The sequence below is a fragment of the Phenylobacterium sp. Root1290 genome (assembly GCF_001425305.1).
Taxonomy (GTDB): Bacteria; Pseudomonadota; Alphaproteobacteria; order Caulobacterales; family Caulobacteraceae; genus Phenylobacterium.
In genome coordinates this window covers 125,925-143,756 of record NZ_LMEE01000005.1, presented here as the reverse complement: position 1 = coordinate 143,756, position 17,832 = coordinate 125,925, and the positions used below count along the sequence as shown (strand labels likewise).

Annotated in this window: 18 protein-coding genes; 9 read left to right on the top strand and 9 right to left on the bottom strand. The window is 68.4% G+C overall.

The window, feature by feature from the left end:
• The first annotated feature begins 57 nt into the window (after positions 1–57).
• The gene (locus tag ASC79_RS19985) at positions 58–627 is read left to right on the top strand and encodes a TetR/AcrR family transcriptional regulator (RefSeq protein ID WP_056026532.1); all 570 of its coding nucleotides are present in this window, start codon (positions 58–60) and stop codon (positions 625–627) included.
• Here ASC79_RS19985 and ASC79_RS19980 read toward each other — a convergent pair.
• The gene (locus tag ASC79_RS19980; RefSeq protein WP_200937252.1) at positions 624–1,637 is read right to left on the bottom strand and encodes a transporter; all 1,014 of its coding nucleotides are present in this window, start codon (positions 1,635–1,637) and stop codon (positions 624–626) included. The genes ASC79_RS19985 and ASC79_RS19980 overlap by 4 nt on opposite strands.
• 167 nt (positions 1,638–1,804) lie before the next feature.
• Between ASC79_RS19980 and ASC79_RS19975 the strand changes: the two genes are divergently transcribed.
• A complete protein-coding gene (locus ASC79_RS19975) occupies positions 1,805–2,620 on the top strand; it encodes an alpha/beta fold hydrolase (RefSeq protein WP_056026529.1) in 816 nt (271 codons plus the stop codon).
• On the opposite strand, the gene ASC79_RS19970 is transcribed toward ASC79_RS19975, so the two are convergent.
• On the bottom strand, positions 2,595–3,119 hold the full coding sequence (locus ASC79_RS19970; protein ID WP_056026526.1) for a GNAT family N-acetyltransferase: 525 nt from the start codon (positions 3,117–3,119) through the stop codon (positions 2,595–2,597). The two genes, ASC79_RS19975 and ASC79_RS19970, sit on opposite strands and share 26 nt — an antisense overlap.
• A gap of 157 nt (positions 3,120–3,276) precedes the next feature.
• On the opposite strand from ASC79_RS19970, the gene ASC79_RS19965 reads away from it, so the two are divergent.
• Positions 3,277–4,266 (top strand): aldo/keto reductase, encoded by a 990-nt coding sequence (locus ASC79_RS19965; RefSeq protein ID WP_056026523.1) that lies wholly within the window; start codon positions 3,277–3,279, stop codon positions 4,264–4,266.
• Positions 4,267–4,363: 97 nt separating this feature from the next.
• Positions 4,364–5,161 carry a DUF1295 domain-containing protein gene (locus ASC79_RS19960; RefSeq protein ID WP_056026520.1) on the top strand — a complete coding sequence of 266 codons (798 nt, stop codon included), beginning with the start codon at positions 4,364–4,366 and terminating at the stop codon, positions 5,159–5,161.
• Between the two features lie 4 nt (positions 5,162–5,165).
• Here ASC79_RS19960 and ASC79_RS19955 read toward each other — a convergent pair whose 3' ends face one another.
• The 3 genes from ASC79_RS19955 to ASC79_RS19945 all read right to left on the bottom strand — a co-directional run bounded on the left by ASC79_RS19955 (position 5,166) and on the right by ASC79_RS19945 (position 8,085).
• Entirely contained in the window at positions 5,166–5,999 is an 834-nt protein-coding gene (locus tag ASC79_RS19955) for an alpha/beta hydrolase (RefSeq protein ID WP_056026517.1), read from the bottom strand.
• Positions 6,000–6,077: 78 nt separating this feature from the next.
• The gene (locus ASC79_RS19950; protein WP_056026514.1) at positions 6,078–7,478 is read right to left on the bottom strand and encodes an AMP-binding protein; all 1,401 of its coding nucleotides are present in this window, start codon (positions 7,476–7,478) and stop codon (positions 6,078–6,080) included.
• A 142-nt stretch (positions 7,479–7,620) separates the two neighbouring features.
• Entirely contained in the window at positions 7,621–8,085 is a 465-nt protein-coding gene (locus tag ASC79_RS19945) for an Lrp/AsnC family transcriptional regulator (protein ID WP_056026511.1), read from the bottom strand.
• Positions 8,086–8,202: 117 nt separating this feature from the next.
• On the opposite strand from ASC79_RS19945, the gene ASC79_RS19940 reads away from it, so the two are divergent.
• Both ASC79_RS19940 and ASC79_RS19935 read left to right on the top strand, forming a co-directional pair.
• Complete coding sequence (locus tag ASC79_RS19940; RefSeq protein ID WP_056026508.1) at positions 8,203–8,439, top strand: DUF6356 family protein; 237 nt, start codon at positions 8,203–8,205, stop codon at positions 8,437–8,439.
• Positions 8,436–9,434 (top strand): YeiH family protein, encoded by a 999-nt coding sequence (locus ASC79_RS19935; RefSeq protein ID WP_235528843.1) that lies wholly within the window; start codon positions 8,436–8,438, stop codon positions 9,432–9,434. The genes ASC79_RS19940 and ASC79_RS19935 overlap by 4 nt, the downstream gene beginning before the upstream one ends.
• A 194-nt stretch (positions 9,435–9,628) precedes the next feature.
• On the opposite strand, the gene ASC79_RS19930 is transcribed toward ASC79_RS19935, so the two are convergent.
• Genes ASC79_RS19930 through ASC79_RS19920 form a run of 3 tightly spaced genes read right to left on the bottom strand, consistent with a single transcriptional unit; the run spans position 9,629 to position 13,315 of the window.
• Complete coding sequence (locus ASC79_RS19930) at positions 9,629–10,909, bottom strand: N-succinylarginine dihydrolase (protein WP_056026505.1); 1,281 nt, start codon at positions 10,907–10,909, stop codon at positions 9,629–9,631.
• Positions 10,906–12,315 carry a succinylglutamate-semialdehyde dehydrogenase gene (gene astD / locus ASC79_RS19925; RefSeq protein WP_056026502.1) on the bottom strand — a complete coding sequence of 470 codons (1,410 nt, stop codon included), beginning with the start codon at positions 12,313–12,315 and terminating at the stop codon, positions 10,906–10,908. The genes ASC79_RS19930 and astD overlap by 4 nt, the downstream gene beginning before the upstream one ends.
• Positions 12,302–13,315 carry an arginine N-succinyltransferase gene (locus ASC79_RS19920; protein WP_056026499.1) on the bottom strand — a complete coding sequence of 338 codons (1,014 nt, stop codon included), beginning with the start codon at positions 13,313–13,315 and terminating at the stop codon, positions 12,302–12,304. The genes astD and ASC79_RS19920 overlap by 14 nt, the downstream gene beginning before the upstream one ends.
• A 114-nt stretch (positions 13,316–13,429) precedes the next feature.
• On the opposite strand from ASC79_RS19920, the gene ASC79_RS19915 reads away from it, so the two are divergent.
• The 3 genes from ASC79_RS19915 (at position 13,430) to ASC79_RS19905 (ending at position 17,064) form a co-directional block, all read left to right on the top strand.
• Positions 13,430–13,915 carry an Lrp/AsnC family transcriptional regulator gene (locus ASC79_RS19915; RefSeq protein WP_235528842.1) on the top strand — a complete coding sequence of 162 codons (486 nt, stop codon included), beginning with the start codon at positions 13,430–13,432 and terminating at the stop codon, positions 13,913–13,915.
• Positions 13,916–14,275: 360 nt separating this feature from the next.
• Positions 14,276–15,724, top strand: coding sequence for a CoA transferase (locus tag ASC79_RS19910; protein ID WP_056026496.1), 1,449 nt, complete (start codon positions 14,276–14,278; stop codon positions 15,722–15,724).
• The gene (locus ASC79_RS19905; protein ID WP_056026493.1) at positions 15,724–17,064 is read left to right on the top strand and encodes a carbohydrate porin; all 1,341 of its coding nucleotides are present in this window, start codon (positions 15,724–15,726) and stop codon (positions 17,062–17,064) included. Before ASC79_RS19910 ends, ASC79_RS19905 begins: the two co-directional genes overlap by 1 nt.
• Here the strand turns inward: ASC79_RS19905 and ASC79_RS19900 are convergent.
• On the bottom strand, positions 17,036–17,728 hold the full coding sequence (locus ASC79_RS19900) for a glutathione S-transferase family protein (RefSeq protein ID WP_056026490.1): 693 nt from the start codon (positions 17,726–17,728) through the stop codon (positions 17,036–17,038). The genes ASC79_RS19905 and ASC79_RS19900 overlap by 29 nt on opposite strands.
• Positions 17,729–17,832 lie beyond the last annotated feature (104 nt).

Genomic DNA, 17,832 nt, shown 5'->3' with positions numbered 1-17,832 from the left:
AAGCTGCGACGCTTGAGCAGACTTGACAGGACGTCTCCCTCGACAATTTGTGAGCCCATGCTCACGACGCCGACCTCGACAAAGGACAAGCTGGTGCGCGCGGCCCTCGAAATCGGCGCGCAGGACGGACTCGAATCCGCCACCACCGCGGCTATCGCGGCCAAGGCCGGCGTCGCCGAAGGCACGCTCTACCGGCATTTCCCGTCCAAGGACGACCTGCTGATCGAGGTCTATCGCGGCATCAAGCGGCGCATTTTCGAGGCCATCAGCGACGGCGAGAGCGGCGACGAGGCGCCTGACGCCCGCCTCAAGCGCGTCTGGCGCAAGCTCTACGACACCTATCGCGGCGACACCCAGGCCTTCCTGTTCGGCCAGCGCTTCGCCGAATCCGCCCTCTCAAAGCGCGAAGGCGGCGCGGCGCACGAACAGATCGCCGCGGCCGTCGGCCGGCTGCGCCGGGCCGGCATCGAGCGCGGGCTCTTCAAGGACCTGCCAGGCGACCTGCTGGGCAACCTGTTCTTCGCGCCCGTCGGCCCGATGCTGAAGACCGAGCTCAAGGGCCGCCGTTGGACCGAGGCCGAACTCGACGCCACCGCCGAGGCGGTGCTCGATTCCTGGCGCGCCTAGAGTCCGCCCCCGCCGGCGCCCGGCGGCATCTTCACCCACAGCGGCATGCTGAAATCGAGGAAGATGGAATGGCCCTCGAGGCGGTTCTTGGCCTCGAACTCCTTGATGGCATGTAGCCGCAGCGTCGCCGGCGCCTTGCCGAACAGCATGAAATTGTAGGCTCCGTTCACGCCCAGGCCGGCCACCCGGCCCTTGAAGGAACCCAACCGCGCGCCGGCGCCGGAATCTCCGGTGACTTGCTCGAAGTAATAGCCCTGCACGCCGGCCGACCAGGTCTTGTTGAACTTCTTCTCGACCGCCGCCTCGGCGTGGAATTCGGTGCCGGTCTCGTAGTTGGTGTGCTCGTTCTCGCCGTTGAACGTGAAGCCGGCCTTGCCCGAGACATCCCATCCGGACGTTTCGTTCAGGTAGGTCCCGGCCAGCGACACGTCCGCAGCCCAGCGATGGAACGCCAGGTTCGCCAACCTATCCTCGCGGTAATTGCCGATCGGGATGTTGATCAGCGTGCTGGCGGCGATGTGGGTGTCGCCGCTCGTCCAGCCCCAGATCGCCGTCACCAGCGGGTCGCCGACGACCAGGGCGGAGTCGCTGCGGCTGCGTGAAATCTGCTGGCCGCCAGGACCGGTCAGTGTCGCGGAGACATTGATGTCCGGCCCCCCGATCGGCAGCACCGCGCCCAGGACCAGAGTCCCACCCGCCAGCTCCGTCGTCGGGACCCACAGCACGGTGGCGAAGTTCGCGTTGACCGTGGCGTCCAGCCCGGCGACGACGTTCCCGCCGATCAAGAACTCCCGATCGGCGCTCGCCTCGCCGCTGTAGTAGTACTGGGTGTCGAGTAGGAAGACGCCCTGGATTGGCGGCACCACCGCCGCGCCCGGCCCGCCGGACCCCAGCAGATAGACGCTCGCCCCGCCCTCGGAGGCGTTGGCCTGCCCTGCCCAGAGCGCCGTCACGGCGAGCGCGGCGCCGCATCCCAGCAACCGCATGGTCATCCCGTCAGCTCGCTTCATCGCGACATCCCCTATGGCGCTGATCACGAGGGGATCGTGGCGGCAGGTCCCGACCGCGACCATGAGGTGAAACCCGCAGTTCCTTGTCAGCAGACCGATGACAGCGATTGTCGGCTAGGCTGCTCCTCGCACGTCCTTGGGCCATGCAGACCTTGAGGAGATCCGGGATGAAACCGACCAGCGGCTATGCGTCCAACGCCGGGCTTGAGACCTACTACGAGATCCATGGCGGCCCGCTGCGATCAGGCCAAATCCCGTTCGTGCTGCTGCACGGCGGCCTGATGACTATCGAGGTCGGCTTCGCTGGCCGCCTGCTGCCGCAACTGACGGCCCTCGCCCCGGTGATCGCCCTCGAGCTCCAATGCCACGGCCACACCGGCGATCGCCCCGGTCCCGTCCGCATGGACGTCCTGGCCGACGACATCGCCGCGGTCCTTGACCATCTTGAGGTCCCCGCGGCGCATCTGGTCGGGTTCAGTTTGGGCGCCATGGCCGCGTTCGGCGTGGCCGTCCGCCACCCCGGCAAGACCGCCAGCCTCACCGCGCTCGGCGCCTCCTACACCTTCGACGGCATGCAGCATGAACTCGTGAAGCTGCAGCGCGACCCGGCCCACATTCCCTCCGAAGCGCTGATCCCGCTGTTGCCGACCGAGGAGGACTTCGCCGCCTGGCGCGCCGGGTTCGAGGCTGCGGCCCCCGATCCCAGCGCCTTCGATCAGAGCGTCGAGCGCATAAACGCCATGGTCTCCAGTTGGGATGGCTGGGCCAAGGACGACATCGCCCGCATCGCCGCCCCGGTCCTGCTCGCCATCGGCGACAACGACTTCGTGCGGATCGACCATGCGCAAGAGACCGTCGCTCTGCTGCCCGACGCCCGGCTCGCCGTCCTCCCCGGCACGACCCACACCGGACTGCTCGATCGCGGCGAATGGCTGGTCCCGATGATCGCCGAGCGGATTAGAGCGCCTTCTCCAGCACGATGAACTCCAGGTCGTCGCGCGCCGGTTCGCCGAAACGCAGGTCCGCATAGGGGAAAGGACGCGTCTCCCCGGTGCGGCCATAGCCGCGCCGCTCGTACCAGGCGATCAGGGTGTCGCGGATCTGGATGACCGTCATGCGCACGCGTTGCGCGCCGAGCGCACGGGCATGCTCCTCCGCCGCCGCCAGCATCGTCCGCCCCAACTGCCGGTCCTGCAGGTCCGGCCGGACGGTGAGCATGCCGAGATACCAGGCCCCGCCGTCCGTCGGCTCCAGCCAGACGCAGCCCAGCAGCGGCCCGCCCGCCGCCTCGCGCATGGTCATCACCACGGCCGACGGCGTCGCGGCCAGGTCCCGCGCCAAGGTCTCCGCGTCCGTGCGCCGGCCGCCCAGGTAGTCGGCCTCGGTGGTCCAGCCCTGCCGCGAGCTCTCGCCCCGATAGGCGGAGTTCACCAGCGCGGCGACGGCAGGAAGTTCGGACGGGTCGGCGGGGGCGAAATGCATGCCCCTCGTAAATCCACAAGCCGCGCCGCCGGGCCAGCCCAAAGTTCCGCCCTTGAGGAACAGCGCCCCTCCCTTGACGCTTTCCAGCTCAGCGCCTAATTGTCTGCATGTGAGTGAGCGCTCACACTTCCCCCAATCCAAATCTGCGGAGTGCCCCATGATCCGTCGGGAAATCGGCCGAACCGGCCGTGACGTGAATGCTATCGGCCTGGGCTGCATGGGCATGTCGATCGCCTATGGCGAGCCGATGAACGAAGCCGAAGCCGTCAAGCTGCTGCACCAGGCGCTGGACCTCGGCGTCGATCACTTCGACACCGCCGAGCTGTACGGTTTCGGCGCCAACGAAAACCTGCTCGGCCAGGCCTTCCACGACCGCCGCGACAAGGCGTTCATCGCCACCAAGTTCGGCCCGGTGGGCGATCTCGCCACTCGCACCGTGCGCGGTGTCGACGGCTCGGAAGCCAACATGCGCCGCGCGATCGAACAGTCCCTGCGCCTGCTCAAGACCGACCACGTCGACCTCTACTATCTGCACCGCAAGGACCCGAACCTGCCGATCGAGGAAACCGTCGGCGCGATGGCCAAGCTGGTCCAGGAGGGCAAGATCAAGGCGATCGGCCTCTCCGAGGTCAACGCCGACAGCCTGCGCCGCGCCCAGGCCGTGCATCCCATCGCCGCCGTGCAGTGGGAGTACTCGATCTTCACCCGCGACATCGAGCGCGAGGTCCTGCCGCTCTGCTGGGAGACCGGCGTGACCGTCGTCGCCTATTCGCCCCTCGGCCGCGGCATGCTCACCGGCGCCTTCACGCGCGAGCACAGGCCGGAGGGGAACGACTACCGCGCGGTGGTCTCGCCGCGTTTCCAGGGCGACGCCTACGAGGCCAACCTCGCCCTGGTCGAGGAGATCGAGAAGATCGCCCAGGCCCGCGGCGCGAACGCTTCCCAGATCGCCCTGGCGTGGGTCCTGGCCGCCAAGCCGAACGTGGTCGCCATCCCCGGCACCACCCGGCTGGCCAACCTCCAGTCCAACCTCGCCGCAGCCGACGTCACCCTGACCGCAGCGGAAACCGCCGGCCTCGACGCCCTGGCCGCCAAGGTCGCGGGCGAGCGCTACGACGAACGGGGCATGACCCTGGTCAACGCCTAGGTGCAAGGGGGCGCGACTTCTCGTCTCGCCCCCTTGTTCGGTGCATCCGAACAGCGCTTTCGGACGTATCGTCCCGGTATCTGATCGGGGGCGATCCATGGACGTCAGTCAGCTTCTCGTCGTCAACGCCGCGGTGTCGGCCGCCTGCTTCCTCGGGCTCTGGCTGCTTTCGATCCGCCTGAAGGACCCCAGCTTCGTCGACGGCTGGTGGGCGCTGGGCATGGTGGTCATCGCCTGGACGACCTTCTTCGTCGGCGGCGCGCGCGGCCCCCACGCCCTGGCGCTGGTCGCACTCTGCACGGTCTGGGGTCTGCGCCTTGGGCTCTATCTGTTGTGGCGCTGGCGCAGCCACGGTCCGGACCCCCGCTACCAGGCCATGATGGGCAAGGCCCAGGCCGAACGCGGCTGGAGCTTCGCCAAGGCTTCGCTGCTGATGGTCTTCGCCCTTCAGGGACCGCTGCAGTTCATCGTCTGCCTGCCGGTGCAGCTTGGCCAGGCGACGGAGGCCCCGTCGTTCGAGGCCCTCGCCTGGGCGGGCGTCGCCCTGGCCTGCATCGGGATCGCCTTCGAAACGATCGGCGACCACCAACTGGTCCGCTTCAAGGCCGACCCCGCCAATGCCGGCCGCGTGCTCGACACCGGCCTGTGGCGCTATACGCGCCACCCCAACTACTTCGGCGACGCCTGCCTGTGGTGGGGCCTCTACCTGATCGCCGCCGACACCGGCTGGATCGGCGCGGCGTCCCTGCCCGGCCCGCTGCTGATCACCTTCCTGCTCACCAAGTGGAGCGGCGCCCCGACCGTCGAAGGCCGGATGCGCCGCAGGCGGCCGGAGTACGAGGCCTATATCGCCCGCACCTCCGGCTTCATTCCCCTGCCGCCCAAGCGGACCTAGACCGCTAGATCCGCGCCTCGATCCACCCGACGATGTCGGCCAGCACGCCCTCCTTGCCCACGTCGCTCAGCAGGTCGTGGAAGTGGCCCTCATAGAGGGTCAGCGTCTTGTCCTTCGACCCGGCGTGTTCGTGGAAGAACTGGCTGCCCTTGGGCAAGGTCGCCTTGTCCTCCGTCCCGTGGATGATCAGCACCGGCAGGGTGATGGTCGGGATCTCCTTGGTCAGCCGCTCGTCCGCCCGCTGCAACGCCGCGACCGTGATGCTCGGCTGGGTCTCGTCGTGGATCAGCGGATCCTCGTTCATCGCCTTCACCACCGCCGGGTCGCGCGAGAAATCGACGTTCTTGAGCTTCAGGATCGGGATGTTCGGCGCCACGTGGCTGACGCCCTTGATCACCTGCAATGCGATGTCCGGCGCCGGCACCCGGAATGCAAAGCTCTCGCAGATCAGCCCGGCGATGTCGGCCTGGTGATCCAGGGCGTAGGTGCTGGCGATCACCCCCCCAGCGCTGTGGCCCAGCACATAGACCGGCAGTCCCGGATCGCGCGCCTTGGCGATGCCGACCACCTGCACCAGGTCGCCGACATACTCGTTCACGTGCTCGACGTGGAACCGCTCGCCCTCCGACAGGCCGCGGCCCCGATAGTCGTGCGCGTAGACCGCAAAGCCCTTCGCGGCCAGCTGCTCAGCGACCCACACATACTGTCCGCTATGCGAATTGAAGCCGTGGCTGATGACCACGATCGCCTTGGGCGCGCCCTGCGGCCGCCACGAGCGCATGAAGATCTTGAGGCCGCCGGCCCCCTCGAAAGTTTCTTCCGTCGGAACCTGGCCCATAGCGCCCTCGCTGAGTTGAGGGGCGCAACCTACCCTCGAAACAACGAACGTAGCTATCCGAAAGAACCTGGAGTTTCGCTATCCCCCGAAGGCGCCTGCATAGCGCTCACGCAGCAGGTTTTTCTGCACCTTGCCCATGGCGTTGCGCGGCAACTCGTCGACGAAGAACACCTTCTTGGGCGTCTTGAACGCCGCCAGTTGCTCGCGCAGCGTCGCGATCATGGCTGCCTCATCGCCGGTCCCGATCACCACCGCGGTCACCGCCTCGCCAAAGTCGGGGTGCGGCAAGCCGATCACGGCGCTCTCGGTCACCCCGTCCATCTCGTCGAGGATCAGTTCGATCTCCTTGGGATAGACGTTGAAGCCGCCGGAGATGATCAGGTCCTTGGCCCGCCCGCTGATCCACACCCGCCCGTCGGCGTCCTGGCGCCCGACGTCGCCGGTGATGAAGTAGCCATCCTCGGTGAACTCCTGGGCGGTCTTCTCCGGCATCTGCCAGTAGCCGCCGAACACGCTGGGCCCCCTGATCTCGATGGTCCCGGTCTCCTCGCCGCCGCCGATCCTCAACTCCACGCCCGGCAGCGGATAGCCGACACTGCCGGCGATGCGCTCGCCGTCCAGCGGGTTCGAGGTGATGATCACCGCCTCGCTCATCCCATAGCGTTCCAGGATGCGCTTGCCGGTCCGCGCCTCGAACTCGGCGAAGGTCGATTCCAGCAGCGGCGCCGAGCCGCTGATGAACACCCGCATGTGCTCGGCCGCCTGCCGCGTGAAACCGCGATTGGCCAGCAGCCGTGTGTAGAAGGTCGGCACCCCCATCATCACGGTCGACTTCGGCAGCCCCGCCAGCACCTGAGCGTCGTCGTACTTGGCCAGCCACACCATCGGCGCGCCCGACAGGAACGCGCAGTGCAGCGCCACGAACAGCCCATGCACGTGGAAGATCGGCAGCGCGTGCAGCAGCACATCGTTCTCGCTGAACCCCCAGGCCGCGTGCAGCGCCTGGGCGTTGGCCGCCAGGTTGCCGTGGCTCAGCATCGCGCCCTTGGACCGCCCGGTGGTGCCGGAGGTGTAGATGATGCAGGCCAGGTCGTCATCGCCGCGCGCCAGCGTCTCGCGCAGCGGCTCGCGGCTGCGCGCGTCGGCGACCAGTTCGACCGCGTCCTCGACGAACAGCACCGGCTGCGCGTCGTCCATGAAGTAGTCGATCTCGGTCTCGGTATAGGCGGTGTTCAGCGGCAGGAAGACCGCTCCCACCTTCAAGGTCGCCAGATAGACGACCACCGCCTCGACGCTCTTCTCCGACTGCAGCGCCACCCGGTCGCCCGGCTCGACCTCGTGCTCGACCAGCAGCGCCGCGGTCCGCGCCACGTCGTCCTCCAGCGCCCCATAGGAGATCGCGCTCCCGTCGGGCAGCAGGAACGCCGGCTTGGAGCGATCGGCGGGAAAACGCGAAGCGAGCAGCTCGTAGAGGTTCATGCGTCCTGCCTAGCCGATCCTCGCCCGCCCCGGAACTCCCCTCCCACGAAGTGGCCAGCACGTCCCCTCTCCCCCACGGGGAGAGGGCTAGGGTGAGGGGCCACGGCCCCGCCGCCCCCCGCAGCCTGAGAGAAGAGCGCCCCTAAACCGGCAACGCGGTCGTGAACTTGATCTGCTCCATCGCGAAGGCCGAACTCACGTCGTTCAGCGGCGCGGCGGCGATCAGGCGCTTGTAGAACCGGTCATAGGCGGCGATGTCCGACACCACGACCTTCAGAAGGTAGTCGGTCTCCCCCGCCAGCCGGTAGATTTCCACCACCTCCGGCAGGGCCGACGCCCCCTTGGCGAACTGGGCCAGCCACTCCTCGTCGTGGCGGCTGGTCTTCAGCGACACGAACACAACAAGCCCCAGGTCCAGCTTCTCGCGCGCCAGCAGCGCCACGCGGCGCTCGATCACACCCTCGTCCGTCAGCCGCTTGACCCGCTTCCAGCATGGCGTCTGCGACAGCCCGACCCGCTCGGCCAGCTCGGCGACCGGAATCGTCGCGTCGGCCTGCAGCTCACGCAGGATTCGCCGATCTATCGGATCAAGGAGAACGCTACTCATAAAATCCACCGCTCGACAGGAACAACATTCTCCATTCTGAACGAACGGCGACAAATTCGACAACGCCTTTCTCTCCCCACGCGCCCATCCTGCAGGTCGATTGCGTGGGAGAGTTTCATGTTGGACGCGTTCAACCGGCATCCGAGTTCCGTGGGCGAGAGCTATGGCCGGCACCTGGCCCAGGCCTCCAGCTTTGGGCTGACCATGATCACCGCCGGCGCCGCCTGCCTGGTGCACGCCATCTTCCCGTTCTGGTTCGAAAAGACCGCCAGCCTCTGCGTCCAACGCCTGCATGCCCAGATGGCCGCCCGCGGCCGCCCGGACGCCGGCGCGCACAAGGCCCTGCAGGCGTGACCCACCTCCCGCTCACCGCGGGACAGGCGCGCCACCCCGCGCTCGGCGTGGTCGCCATCGGGCTGATCGCGCTGGCCGCGCTGATGCTCGGCCGCGCCAGCGGTTTCCCGGCCCCGGTCATCGCCGCCGTGGCCGGCATGGGCCTGGGCCTGGCCGGCTGGTCGACCACCCTTGGGCCTGCGCTCTGCTGGTGGGCCAAGCCGGGCTTGAAGACCGGCGTCGCCCTGCTCGGCGCCCAGATCGCCTTCGCCGAACTCGCCGCCCTCGGCCTTCCCGTCGCGCTCGCCAGCGGCGGCGTGGTCATGGCCAGCCTCGGCGCGGCGACGGGCATCGGCCTGCTCGCCGGCCTGCCGCTGGTCGAGGCGCTGATCGCCGCCAGCGCTGTCTCGATCTGCGGCGCCTCGGCGGCCATGGCCGCCGCCAGCGCCCTACCCGACAGTGACGCCAGCCGCCGCACCACCGCCCTGGTGGTGGTCGGCGTCAACCTGCTCTCGACCATCGCCATGGTCGCCTACCCGCTGATCGCCCGCCATCTCGGCTTCAGCGAGCGCCAGACCGGCGTCTTTCTTGGTCTCTCGATCCACGACGTCGCCCAGGTGGTCGCCGCCGGGCAATCGGTCTCGCCGGCCGCCGAGGCTTCGGCCGCCCTCTCCAAGCTCTCGCGCATCCTCTGGCTCGGACCGGTGATCGTCGCCGTGGCGCTGTCGATGGGCATGCAGGCGCGCGCCCGCCGCTTCCCCGTCCCGCCGTTGTTCGTCTGGGCCTTCGCCGCCATGATGGCCGCACGCAGCTTTGGCCTGATCCCCGCCGCACTGTTGCCTGCCCTGGCTCTGACCTCGCAACTGCTGCTGCTCGGCGGCGTCGCCGCCATCAGCGCCCAGGTCGCCCCGCGCGACCTCATGCGCATCGAGCCGCGGCTCGCCTCGACGCTCACCGCAGCCACCGGCGTCATCGCCCTGCTGGCCGCCGCGACCAGTTTGACGCTGGTGGGATAGCTCCAATCCCCGGCGTCGCCCGGGCGGGCGCTCCCCCGCGCCCGTCCGGGCTCCCCCCGCAGTGTCATCCCGGTTTGCGAAGCAAGACCGGGATCCATTCGCGCCGTACTGGCCAATTTCGCGCGAACCTTGAGGGATCAGGTGTTCATAGGTCCCGGCTTTCGACTGCGCCGAAACCGGGATGACACCTCATGCTACCCGATCGCCGCCTCCAGCGCCGCGTGAGCCTGCCGCGCCTGCGCCCATAGCTCCGGCTTCGCCAGGTCGCCTGGCGCGATCTTTTCTGGCCAGTGCGCCACGACGACCTTGGCCAGCGTCGTCCAGCGCGCCTCGTCGAGGATGAAACGCGGATCGATCCCGGCCCGCGCCGGCCCGTCCACCGGAACCCTCAGCCGCAGGCAAGCCGGCCCGCCGCCATTGCGCATGCTCTCGCGCACATCGACCACCACCGCCCGCGTGATGGGATTGTCGCCAGCCACCACCGCCTCGACCGCCGCCCAGGCCGCCGCATTGTCCTTGGCGTCCGACGGCAGGATCAGCGCCATGCCGCCCTCCGGCAGACTGACCAGCTGCGAGTTGAACAGATAGGACGACACCGCGTCCGCCAGGCTGACCCCGAACGTCTCCACGACGTGCAGGTTCGGCAGCCGCGCCCGCAACTCGCCATACAGCCTGGCCGGATCGGCGAAGGCCTCCGGGTGGGCCAGCAGCACGTTCTGGTTTGCGACCGCCACCACGTCGTTGTGGAAGGCGCCGGCCTGCACCGCGCCTTCGTTCTGCAAGGCATAGAAGGTCCGCTCGGCCGCCAGCCCGGCCAGCCGCGCAACGGCCTGGCTGGCGCACTGGCTCTGGCGCTCTGGAAACGCCCCGCCGCGGCTCGCCTCGCCATGCGCGAAGACGTTGAGGCCCGGCGCGCCGTGGCTCGCCGCCAGCCGCATGTGATTGGCGGCGCCTTCGTCGCCAAAGTGCCTGGCGCTCGGCAGCGGCCCATGAACGGCGAAGCGATCCTCGCTGGCGAACACCCGCTTCAGCAGCGCGAAGGTCTCATCCGCCTCGAAGCTCCGGTGCAGCATCCCGGCCAGGTTGGCGGTCACCAGATGCACCCGCCCATCGGCGGTGTCGGGCGCCGCCAGCACGGTCGCCGCATTGGCCCGCCACATGCTCGAGGACGAGCATGCGGCCCGAAACAGCGCCAAATCCTGCTCGGCCGCGGTGGCCAAAACGTCGTCGTCCGAGCCTGCAAAACCGAACCCGCGCAACGCCTGCGCCGCCGGCCGCAGCGGCGGCGGCAGGAACCCCTGGGTCAGGCCCAGCTCCATCGCCGTGCGCATCTTGGCCAACCCCTGCAGGGCCGCCGCACGGGGATAGGACACCTCGCCGAAGTTGTTCTGGCTGGCGACATTGCCGACCGAAAGGCCCGCATAGTTGTGGGTCGGCCCCGGCAGGCCGTCGAAATTGATCTCAACGGCGCTCACGCCGCCAACCCCGTGGCGATGCGGAAGTCCACCGCCCCCGCCTCCATGCTCGCCACCGGATAGGCGCAATAGTCGGCGGCGTAGTAGGCGCTGGGCCGATGGTTGCCCGACAGCCCCGGCCCGCCGAACGGCGCGGTGGCCGCCGCGCCCGTGGTCGGCCGGTTCCAGTTCACGATGCCCGCCCGCGCCTGGCTCCAGAACCTGCGGTACAGCGCCTCGTCGTCCGACAGCAGCCCAGCCGCCAGGCCAAAGCGCGTGGCGTTGGCGACGCTCATCGCCTCGTCCCAATCCCTGGCTCGAACCAGTTGCAGCAGCGGTCCGAAGTTCTCGGCGTCGGGAACCGCCACCCCGGTCACGTCGACGAGGCCCGGCGTCAGGAACGGCTTGCCGTCCTCCAGCTGTCGCAGCTCGCGGATCGCCGTCCCGACCAGCCGCGCCTGCGCGTCCAGCAGGTGTGCGGCGCTGGCCATGTCGATCACCGGCCCCATGAACGGTTGCGGCTCGTCGAAAGGCGCGCCGACCACGATGCGGTCGATCAGGGCGCTCAGGCCCTCGACGATGCGATCCCCCGCCGCGCCCTGCGGCACGATCAGCCGCCGCGCGCACGAACAGCGCTGACCGGCCGACACATAGGCCGACTGGACGATCAGGTGGGCCGCGCTTTCCGCGTCGGCGACGTCCCAGGCGATCAGCGGATTGTTGCCGCCCAGCTCCAGGGCGACGATCTTCTGCGGCCGGTCGGCCAGGGCGACATGGATCGCCTGCCCGGCATTGACCCCGCCAGTGAACAGCACGCCGTCGATCCCGTCATGGACCACCAGCGCCTTGGCGATCTCCGCGCCGCCGACCACCACCTGCAGCACCTCGTCGGGCACGCCCGCCTCGCGCCACAGATGCGCCAGCAGCAGGCCGCTGGCGGGGGTCTTCTCACTGGGCTTGAACACCACCGCGTTGCCGGCCAGCAGCGCCGGGGCGATGTGGCCGTTTGGCAGGTGCATGGGGAAGTTGAACGGCCCGATCACGGCCAGCACGCCGTGCGGCCGGTGCGCCAAGCGCGCCGTCCCGCCTGGAATGTCGCTGCTCCGCTCGCCGGCCCGTTCGGCCTGGGCGCGGATCGAGACCTCGACCTTGCCGGCGACGGTGTCGGCCTCGGTCAGCGTCTCCCAGAACGGCTTGCCGGTCTCGCGGCTCAGCAGCCGGGCGATCTCCTCGCGCCGCGCCTTGGCCAGCTCGGCGAATCTGCGCGCCACCGCATGGCGCTCGTCCAGCGAGCGGCTCGACCAGGCCTCGAACCCTCGCCGCGCCCGCGCCAGCAGAGCGTCCAGTTCGCCGGCCTGCGCCGCCGCGCCGCGCCAGACCACCTCGCCGGTGCAGGGATCGGTGGAAACGATCTCAGAATTCGACATGGCGGATGACGTCTCCCACTTGCACGTTCAGAGCGGCGGCCAACTCCGGGCTGACCCTCACGCCCTCGCCCTGCGCCGAGATCCGCCCGCGCGAGGCGCGGAACGTCTCGACGGCGCCGGCGCAGGCCAGCACCTCGACCCCGTCGTCGCAGGGGCCGATCTCACGGAGCGTCGCAACCCGGCTGTCGCGGACCGCCCGCAGGTTGTCGATGTCGGCGACCATGGTCGGGCCGGCGTCGAAGATGTCGATGCAGCCTTCGAACTTGAAGCCTTCCTCGGTCAGCAGGGCGTGCGCCCGCGCACCGTCCGGGTGGAACTGGCCCACCGACAGCGCCGCGTCGGTCGGCAGCAGGTTCAGGTAGATCGGATACTTCGGCCCCAGGTCGGCGATGACCTGCTTGCCGGCGCCGACGCTGATGCGGTCGGCCTCCTTGAACTCCAGGCCATAGAACTTGCGGCCCACCGCTTCCCAGAACGGCGAGCGGCCGTCCGCGTCCTGATAGCCGCGCAGCTCGGACACCACCCGGTCGCCGAACCAGTCGCGGTGCTCGGCCATGAACAGGTAGCGCGAGCGCGCCATCAGCCGCCCGCCCGCCATTCCCCGCAGGCCCGGCCGGACGAACAGCCCTCCGACCTCCGCCGAGCCGTCATAGTCGTTCACCGGAGTCAGGATGGTGTTCTCCACCACCTTGCCCAGCGCCTGCGACGTCTGGCGCAGGCGGCCGATGCGATACGAGTAGAACGGCCAGTCGCCGCCCACGCTCGGGAAAATACAGCCCGTGCCCACCACTTCGTCGCCAGCCTGCATGACCAGCAGGATCTGGCTGCCGGCCTTGCGGTTTCCCGCCAGCGCATCGGCGCTGGCGTTCAGCAGGCCTAGTAGGCGCTCGCGGCAGGGCGGCAGATTGGTCATGCCCAGCCCGGCGCTCAGCGCCAGGGCGTGCAGGGACTCAAGGTCGGACAGGGCGGCCGGGCGGATAACGACGCCGGTGCTTATCATGGCATCCTCCGCAGAAATGATCGAAGCCTCAGATGCTTATTGTGCTAGGGATTCCTCGAAATGGGCGGCGGAAGACGAGGTCTTGCTCCGCAGATACTGCGGCGGGAACAGGCCTTGGACGGATATCCTTCGCTCGACCGGATCGATCTCAAGATCCTGGCGAATCTGCAGGCCGACGGCCGCATCACCAACCAGGCGCTTGCCGACAAGGTCGCCCTCTCGCCCAGCGCCTGCCTCGCCCGCGTCCGCCGGCTCGAAACCGAGCGCCTGATCCTCGGCTATCACGCCCGCCTGGACATCGAGCGCATCCGCCCGACCGTCACGATCTATGGCGAGGTGACGCTCAAGAGCCACCGCCCCGCCGACCTGCTGCACTTCGAGTCCGTCCTGGCCGAAATCCCAGAGGTGGTCGAGGCCGCGCAGGTCTCCGGTCCCTTCGACTACCTGATCAAGGTCGTCTGCCCCGACGTGCGCGCCTGGGGCGAACTGGCCGACCGCCTGCTGCAAGAAGGCCTCGGCGTCGACAAGATCGCCTCCCACATCCTCATGAAGGACGCCAAGCCCTTCACCGGCGCCCCGGTGAGCGCCGGCAAGCGCTAGGCAGAAAATTAGTCACCGCACAGAGGAACGCGCGAGCCGCAAGCTCAAGGTTACGCAAGTAACCGCCGGCCCAATGAATGTCATTACGTTTCAACTATATAAGCTTGAGCAATCCCACTCAGGTCAATGCCTGATAGCGGCCATACATCATTGACGTCCGCAATATTCAGACATCCCTAATCTCCAAATGCGGGAACGCAGACGGAGAGATCGATGCCTCAATCAAGCGATTTGTCCCGGCGTTTTGTTGTTCAGGCCGGTGGACTTGCATTGGCGGCAGGGACCGCCGCCCTCACGTCCGCCTCAGCATCCCAGGCCGCTGATCGCGACTTCGATATCGATCGAACTTTCTCGCAGTTCATGCGCGACATCGGCGCCGACGTGTCCGACGCCGGCGGGCGCGTCACATTTACCGGCGCAGATCCGATCATCCGCAGTCACTTTCGGGTCGGATCCTGCATGGCGATCGCCGCCATGGGCGCGGGGCTGGGCGCAGCTGCGATCTGGCGCGACCGCACCGGCGAAAGCCAGGACCTGACTGTCGATCTCCGCGAGGCCGTCTACAACGTCAATCCGCTGATCGGGGCCATCCTCCTGATGGCCCAGCGCGACGGAACGATCCCCGCCGCCGATCCGGTGCCGCGCGACTTCATCATCCCGACGGTGAACGGCCTGATGCTTCAGGCGCCGCTGGGCCTCGGCAATCCGCTGACCTTCGTGCCGTTCGAAACCCGCGACGGCCGCTTCCTGAACGTGACCGGCGCCTATCCGCACCTGGAGGCGCGCGCCCTCAAGACGATGAAGTCTCTCCCCGGCCGCGAGAACATCGTGAAGGCGCTCAAGCAGGTGAACGCCTTCGAGTTCGAGGAAGAACTGAACGCGGCCGGCGGCGTCGGGGTCGTGCACCGCACCACCGAGGAATGGCTGGCGCATCCGGAAGGTCAGGTGCTGGCCCGCACCCCGCTGATCGAGATCATCAAGCTTTTCGATGGCGCGCCGGTGCCGTGGGCCGCAGGTCCCGCCGCCCAGCCCCTGTCGGGCCTTCGCGTGCTCTCCAACACCCACGTGATCGCCGGCACCTGCTCGTCACGTACGTTGGCGGAATATGGCGCTCACGTGCTGCATGTGGCGCGCGATCAGGCCTTCGAGCACGAAGCCCTGGTCGTCGACGTCAATGTCGGCATGCGCTCGACCTTCGTCGACCTTCGCAATCCCGACCAGAACAAGCGGCTGAAAGCTCTCACGCCCCAGGCCGACGTGTTCGTGGAAAACTACCGCGTCGGAACTCTGGATCGCCTCGGCTTCGGCCCCGCCGAACTCGCCAACGGACATCGCGGGCTCATCTACCTTTCCTGCAACGCCAACAGCGCGACGGGACCTTGGGCGAACCGCGGGGGGTTCGACATGGAAGGTTTATCCGTCTCGGGCTTCACCATCGCGGAAGGCGGCGGAGGCGTGCCGCGCTTCCCGCCGACCCTGGTGATGAACGACTACATCGCCGGCTATCTCGGAGCGTGCGGCGTCATCGCCGCCCTGCGCCGGCGCGCCAAGGAAGGCGGCAGCTATCACGTCCGGGTCAGCCTCACGCGGGCGGCCATGTGGTACGCCAGCCTCGGCCGTTTCCCGAACACCCAGTTCGATCTGTCCGGTCCCCAGAACCGGCTGATCACGCCCGAGCTGCTGGTCGCCCAAACCCCCTATGGCGAGGTCCGCCGCCTCGGTCCGCAGGTGAAGCTCAGCCGTACGCCAGGCCGCTGGCGCACGCCGCTGGTCGCGGTGCGTGGGTCCGACAAGGTCGCGTGGGTGTGATGCGCGCGCCGCTCATCGCGCTGGCCTTCTGTGCGACGGCCGCCGCCGCCCAGGCGCAGACGCCGAGCGCCGCCCCCGCACCGCAGGCGCCGGCGGACGAAACCGAACTCAGCCCCTATCCGGAACTGCTGGAGACACCTCTCTCCACCGAGGGAGATATCGCCGAGGACGAGCGTCTGGCGGCGGCCGCCGCCGACACGCCCGAACTGCAGCCGTGGTTCGCCTTCAAGCAGAGGTTCGAGGATCGCACCGGGATCAGTTTCGGCGGCTCCTACGGGATCCTCGCCCAAAGCTACTCCGACAGCCTGGTCGACCAGGATTGGGCCGCCGGCCACAAGTTCACCTTCAACGCCTCGGCCGCCCTGCTCAATCGCGGACAGCCCAACGCACTCCACTTCGACCTGACCGTCGAGGACAGGCGCCCCATCTTCGGATCGGAGCGCGCGCCCCTCGCCGCCGGCGTGCTGGCGGGGTCGGGCGTCCCGACCGCGGCGACCTGGGGGGACTTCGAGCTTGGGGTCACCCAGGCCTACCTGCGTCAAACCCTTGCGGGCGGCCGGTTCCAGTACACGATAGGCAAGGTGTTCGCGCCGAACTTCGTCAACCCCTACCCGTTCTTCGACGACAATCGGCAGTTCCTGAGCCTGGCCTTCTCGACCAGCCCCACGATCGCCGTGCCGCTGCGCGGGGCGGGCGCGGTTGCGGCGGTCTATCCGGGCACAGGCTCGCTCTACATCAAGGGCGGCGTCTTCACGGCCAACTCCAGCGATACGGGCTGGACCGTGGACGACTTCTTCAGCCGCAACGAGCACTTCTATTTCGTCGAGGTGGGTTCAACCAGTTTCGCCCGTCGCCCCATCCCGATCCACGCGCGCGGGCCGATGGACGCGAACAATTTTCACGTCACCTTCTGGTATCGCGACCCGCTGGAGCCTCGCGACTCCCAGGACATCACACGACCGCAGGACGAGGCCTACGGCGTCGCCTTCAACATCAACCAGATGGCCGGCGAGAACATCATGTGGTTCGTCCGCGGCGGGCTGGGGACCGGAGGCTTCGCCAAGGTCAATCTGACGGTCGGAATGGGATACAGGCCCCCTGACCGGCAAGCCGATCTGTTCGGCGTCGGCGTCGGCTGGTCCGATCCCGACGACGCCCAGATCCCGCAACAGCTCCCGTTCGACCTGCGCGATCAGGGCACGCTCGAAACCTTCTACAGGTTCGCCCTGACGCCCAACATCGCGCTCACGCCCGCCTACCAGCTCATCGTCAATCCGAGCCTCAATCCAAGCGAAGACGCGCTGTCGGTCTTCAGCCTTCGGGCGCGGCTGGCGTTCTGACCTGCGACGCCGCCTCGAACACCGCCCATTGCGCGTCGAACGCGCGCTGGTAGGCGGGCCGCGCCTCGCCGCGGGCGATGTAGGCGCAGAGGTTCGGGTGCTCCTCCAGCAGGCCCGACCCGTCCAACCTGCGCAGCACGGTCACCATCATCAGGTCCGCGGCGCTGAACGCGCCATCCAGCCAGTCGGCCTCGCCCAGCCGGCGCGACAGTTCCCCCAGCCGGGTCCGCACCCGCTCGTCCAGCATCGGCAGCCGCGCCGCGTACCAGGGCTTGTCGCGCTCGACGATGGTCGCCATCGAGCGCTCGACGATCGGCGGCTCCACCGTGCTCAGCGCCGCGAACATCCAGGCAGTCGCCCGCGCCCGGGCGTCCACATCGACCGGCAGCAGGCCCGAATGGCGCTCGGCGATGCGCAGCACGATCGCGCCGGACTCGAACAGGGTCAGGTCGCCTTCCTCGTAGGTCGGGATCTGCCCGAACGGATGGAGCGCCAGATGCGCGGGTTCCTTCATCGCCTGGAACGACACCAGCCGGACCTCGTAGCGCTGGCCCACCTCTTCCAGCGCCCAGCGCACCCGCATGTCCCGCGCCAGACCGCGCCCCCGGTCAGGCGAGCTTTCGAAGGCGGTGATGACGGGCGCCTCGCCCTTGGTCTTCAGCATGATCTTCCTCCTGGCTCTCCCAAGGACGAACGAGCAACGGCCATTGCGACACCCGTCCGCAACTCCGGCTGCGAGCTTTGGCCCTGCCCGAGCTCACGACGCCT

Coding starts and splice junctions, on each gene's coding strand:
- ASC79_RS19985 (WP_056026532.1), top strand. CDS start 58: ATGCTCACGACGCCGACCTCGACAAAGGACAAGCTGGTGCGCGCGGCC.
- ASC79_RS19980 (WP_200937252.1), bottom strand. CDS start 1,637: ATGAAGCGAGCTGACGGGATGACCATGCGGTTGCTGGGATGCGGCGCC.
- ASC79_RS19975 (WP_056026529.1), top strand. CDS start 1,805: ATGAAACCGACCAGCGGCTATGCGTCCAACGCCGGGCTTGAGACCTAC.
- ASC79_RS19970 (WP_056026526.1), bottom strand. CDS start 3,119: ATGCATTTCGCCCCCGCCGACCCGTCCGAACTTCCTGCCGTCGCCGCG.
- ASC79_RS19965 (WP_056026523.1), top strand. CDS start 3,277: ATGATCCGTCGGGAAATCGGCCGAACCGGCCGTGACGTGAATGCTATC.
- ASC79_RS19960 (WP_056026520.1), top strand. CDS start 4,364: ATGGACGTCAGTCAGCTTCTCGTCGTCAACGCCGCGGTGTCGGCCGCC.
- ASC79_RS19955 (WP_056026517.1), bottom strand. CDS start 5,999: ATGGGCCAGGTTCCGACGGAAGAAACTTTCGAGGGGGCCGGCGGCCTC.
- ASC79_RS19950 (WP_056026514.1), bottom strand. CDS start 7,478: ATGAACCTCTACGAGCTGCTCGCTTCGCGTTTTCCCGCCGATCGCTCC.
- ASC79_RS19945 (WP_056026511.1), bottom strand. CDS start 8,085: ATGAGTAGCGTTCTCCTTGATCCGATAGATCGGCGAATCCTGCGTGAG.
- ASC79_RS19940 (WP_056026508.1), top strand. CDS start 8,203: ATGTTGGACGCGTTCAACCGGCATCCGAGTTCCGTGGGCGAGAGCTAT.
- astD (WP_056026502.1), bottom strand. CDS start 12,315: ATGTCGAATTCTGAGATCGTTTCCACCGATCCCTGCACCGGCGAGGTG.
- ASC79_RS19920 (WP_056026499.1), bottom strand. CDS start 13,315: ATGATAAGCACCGGCGTCGTTATCCGCCCGGCCGCCCTGTCCGACCTT.
- ASC79_RS19910 (WP_056026496.1), top strand. CDS start 14,276: ATGCGCGACATCGGCGCCGACGTGTCCGACGCCGGCGGGCGCGTCACA.
- ASC79_RS19905 (WP_056026493.1), top strand. CDS start 15,724: ATGCGCGCGCCGCTCATCGCGCTGGCCTTCTGTGCGACGGCCGCCGCC.
- ASC79_RS19900 (WP_056026490.1), bottom strand. CDS start 17,728: ATGCTGAAGACCAAGGGCGAGGCGCCCGTCATCACCGCCTTCGAAAGC.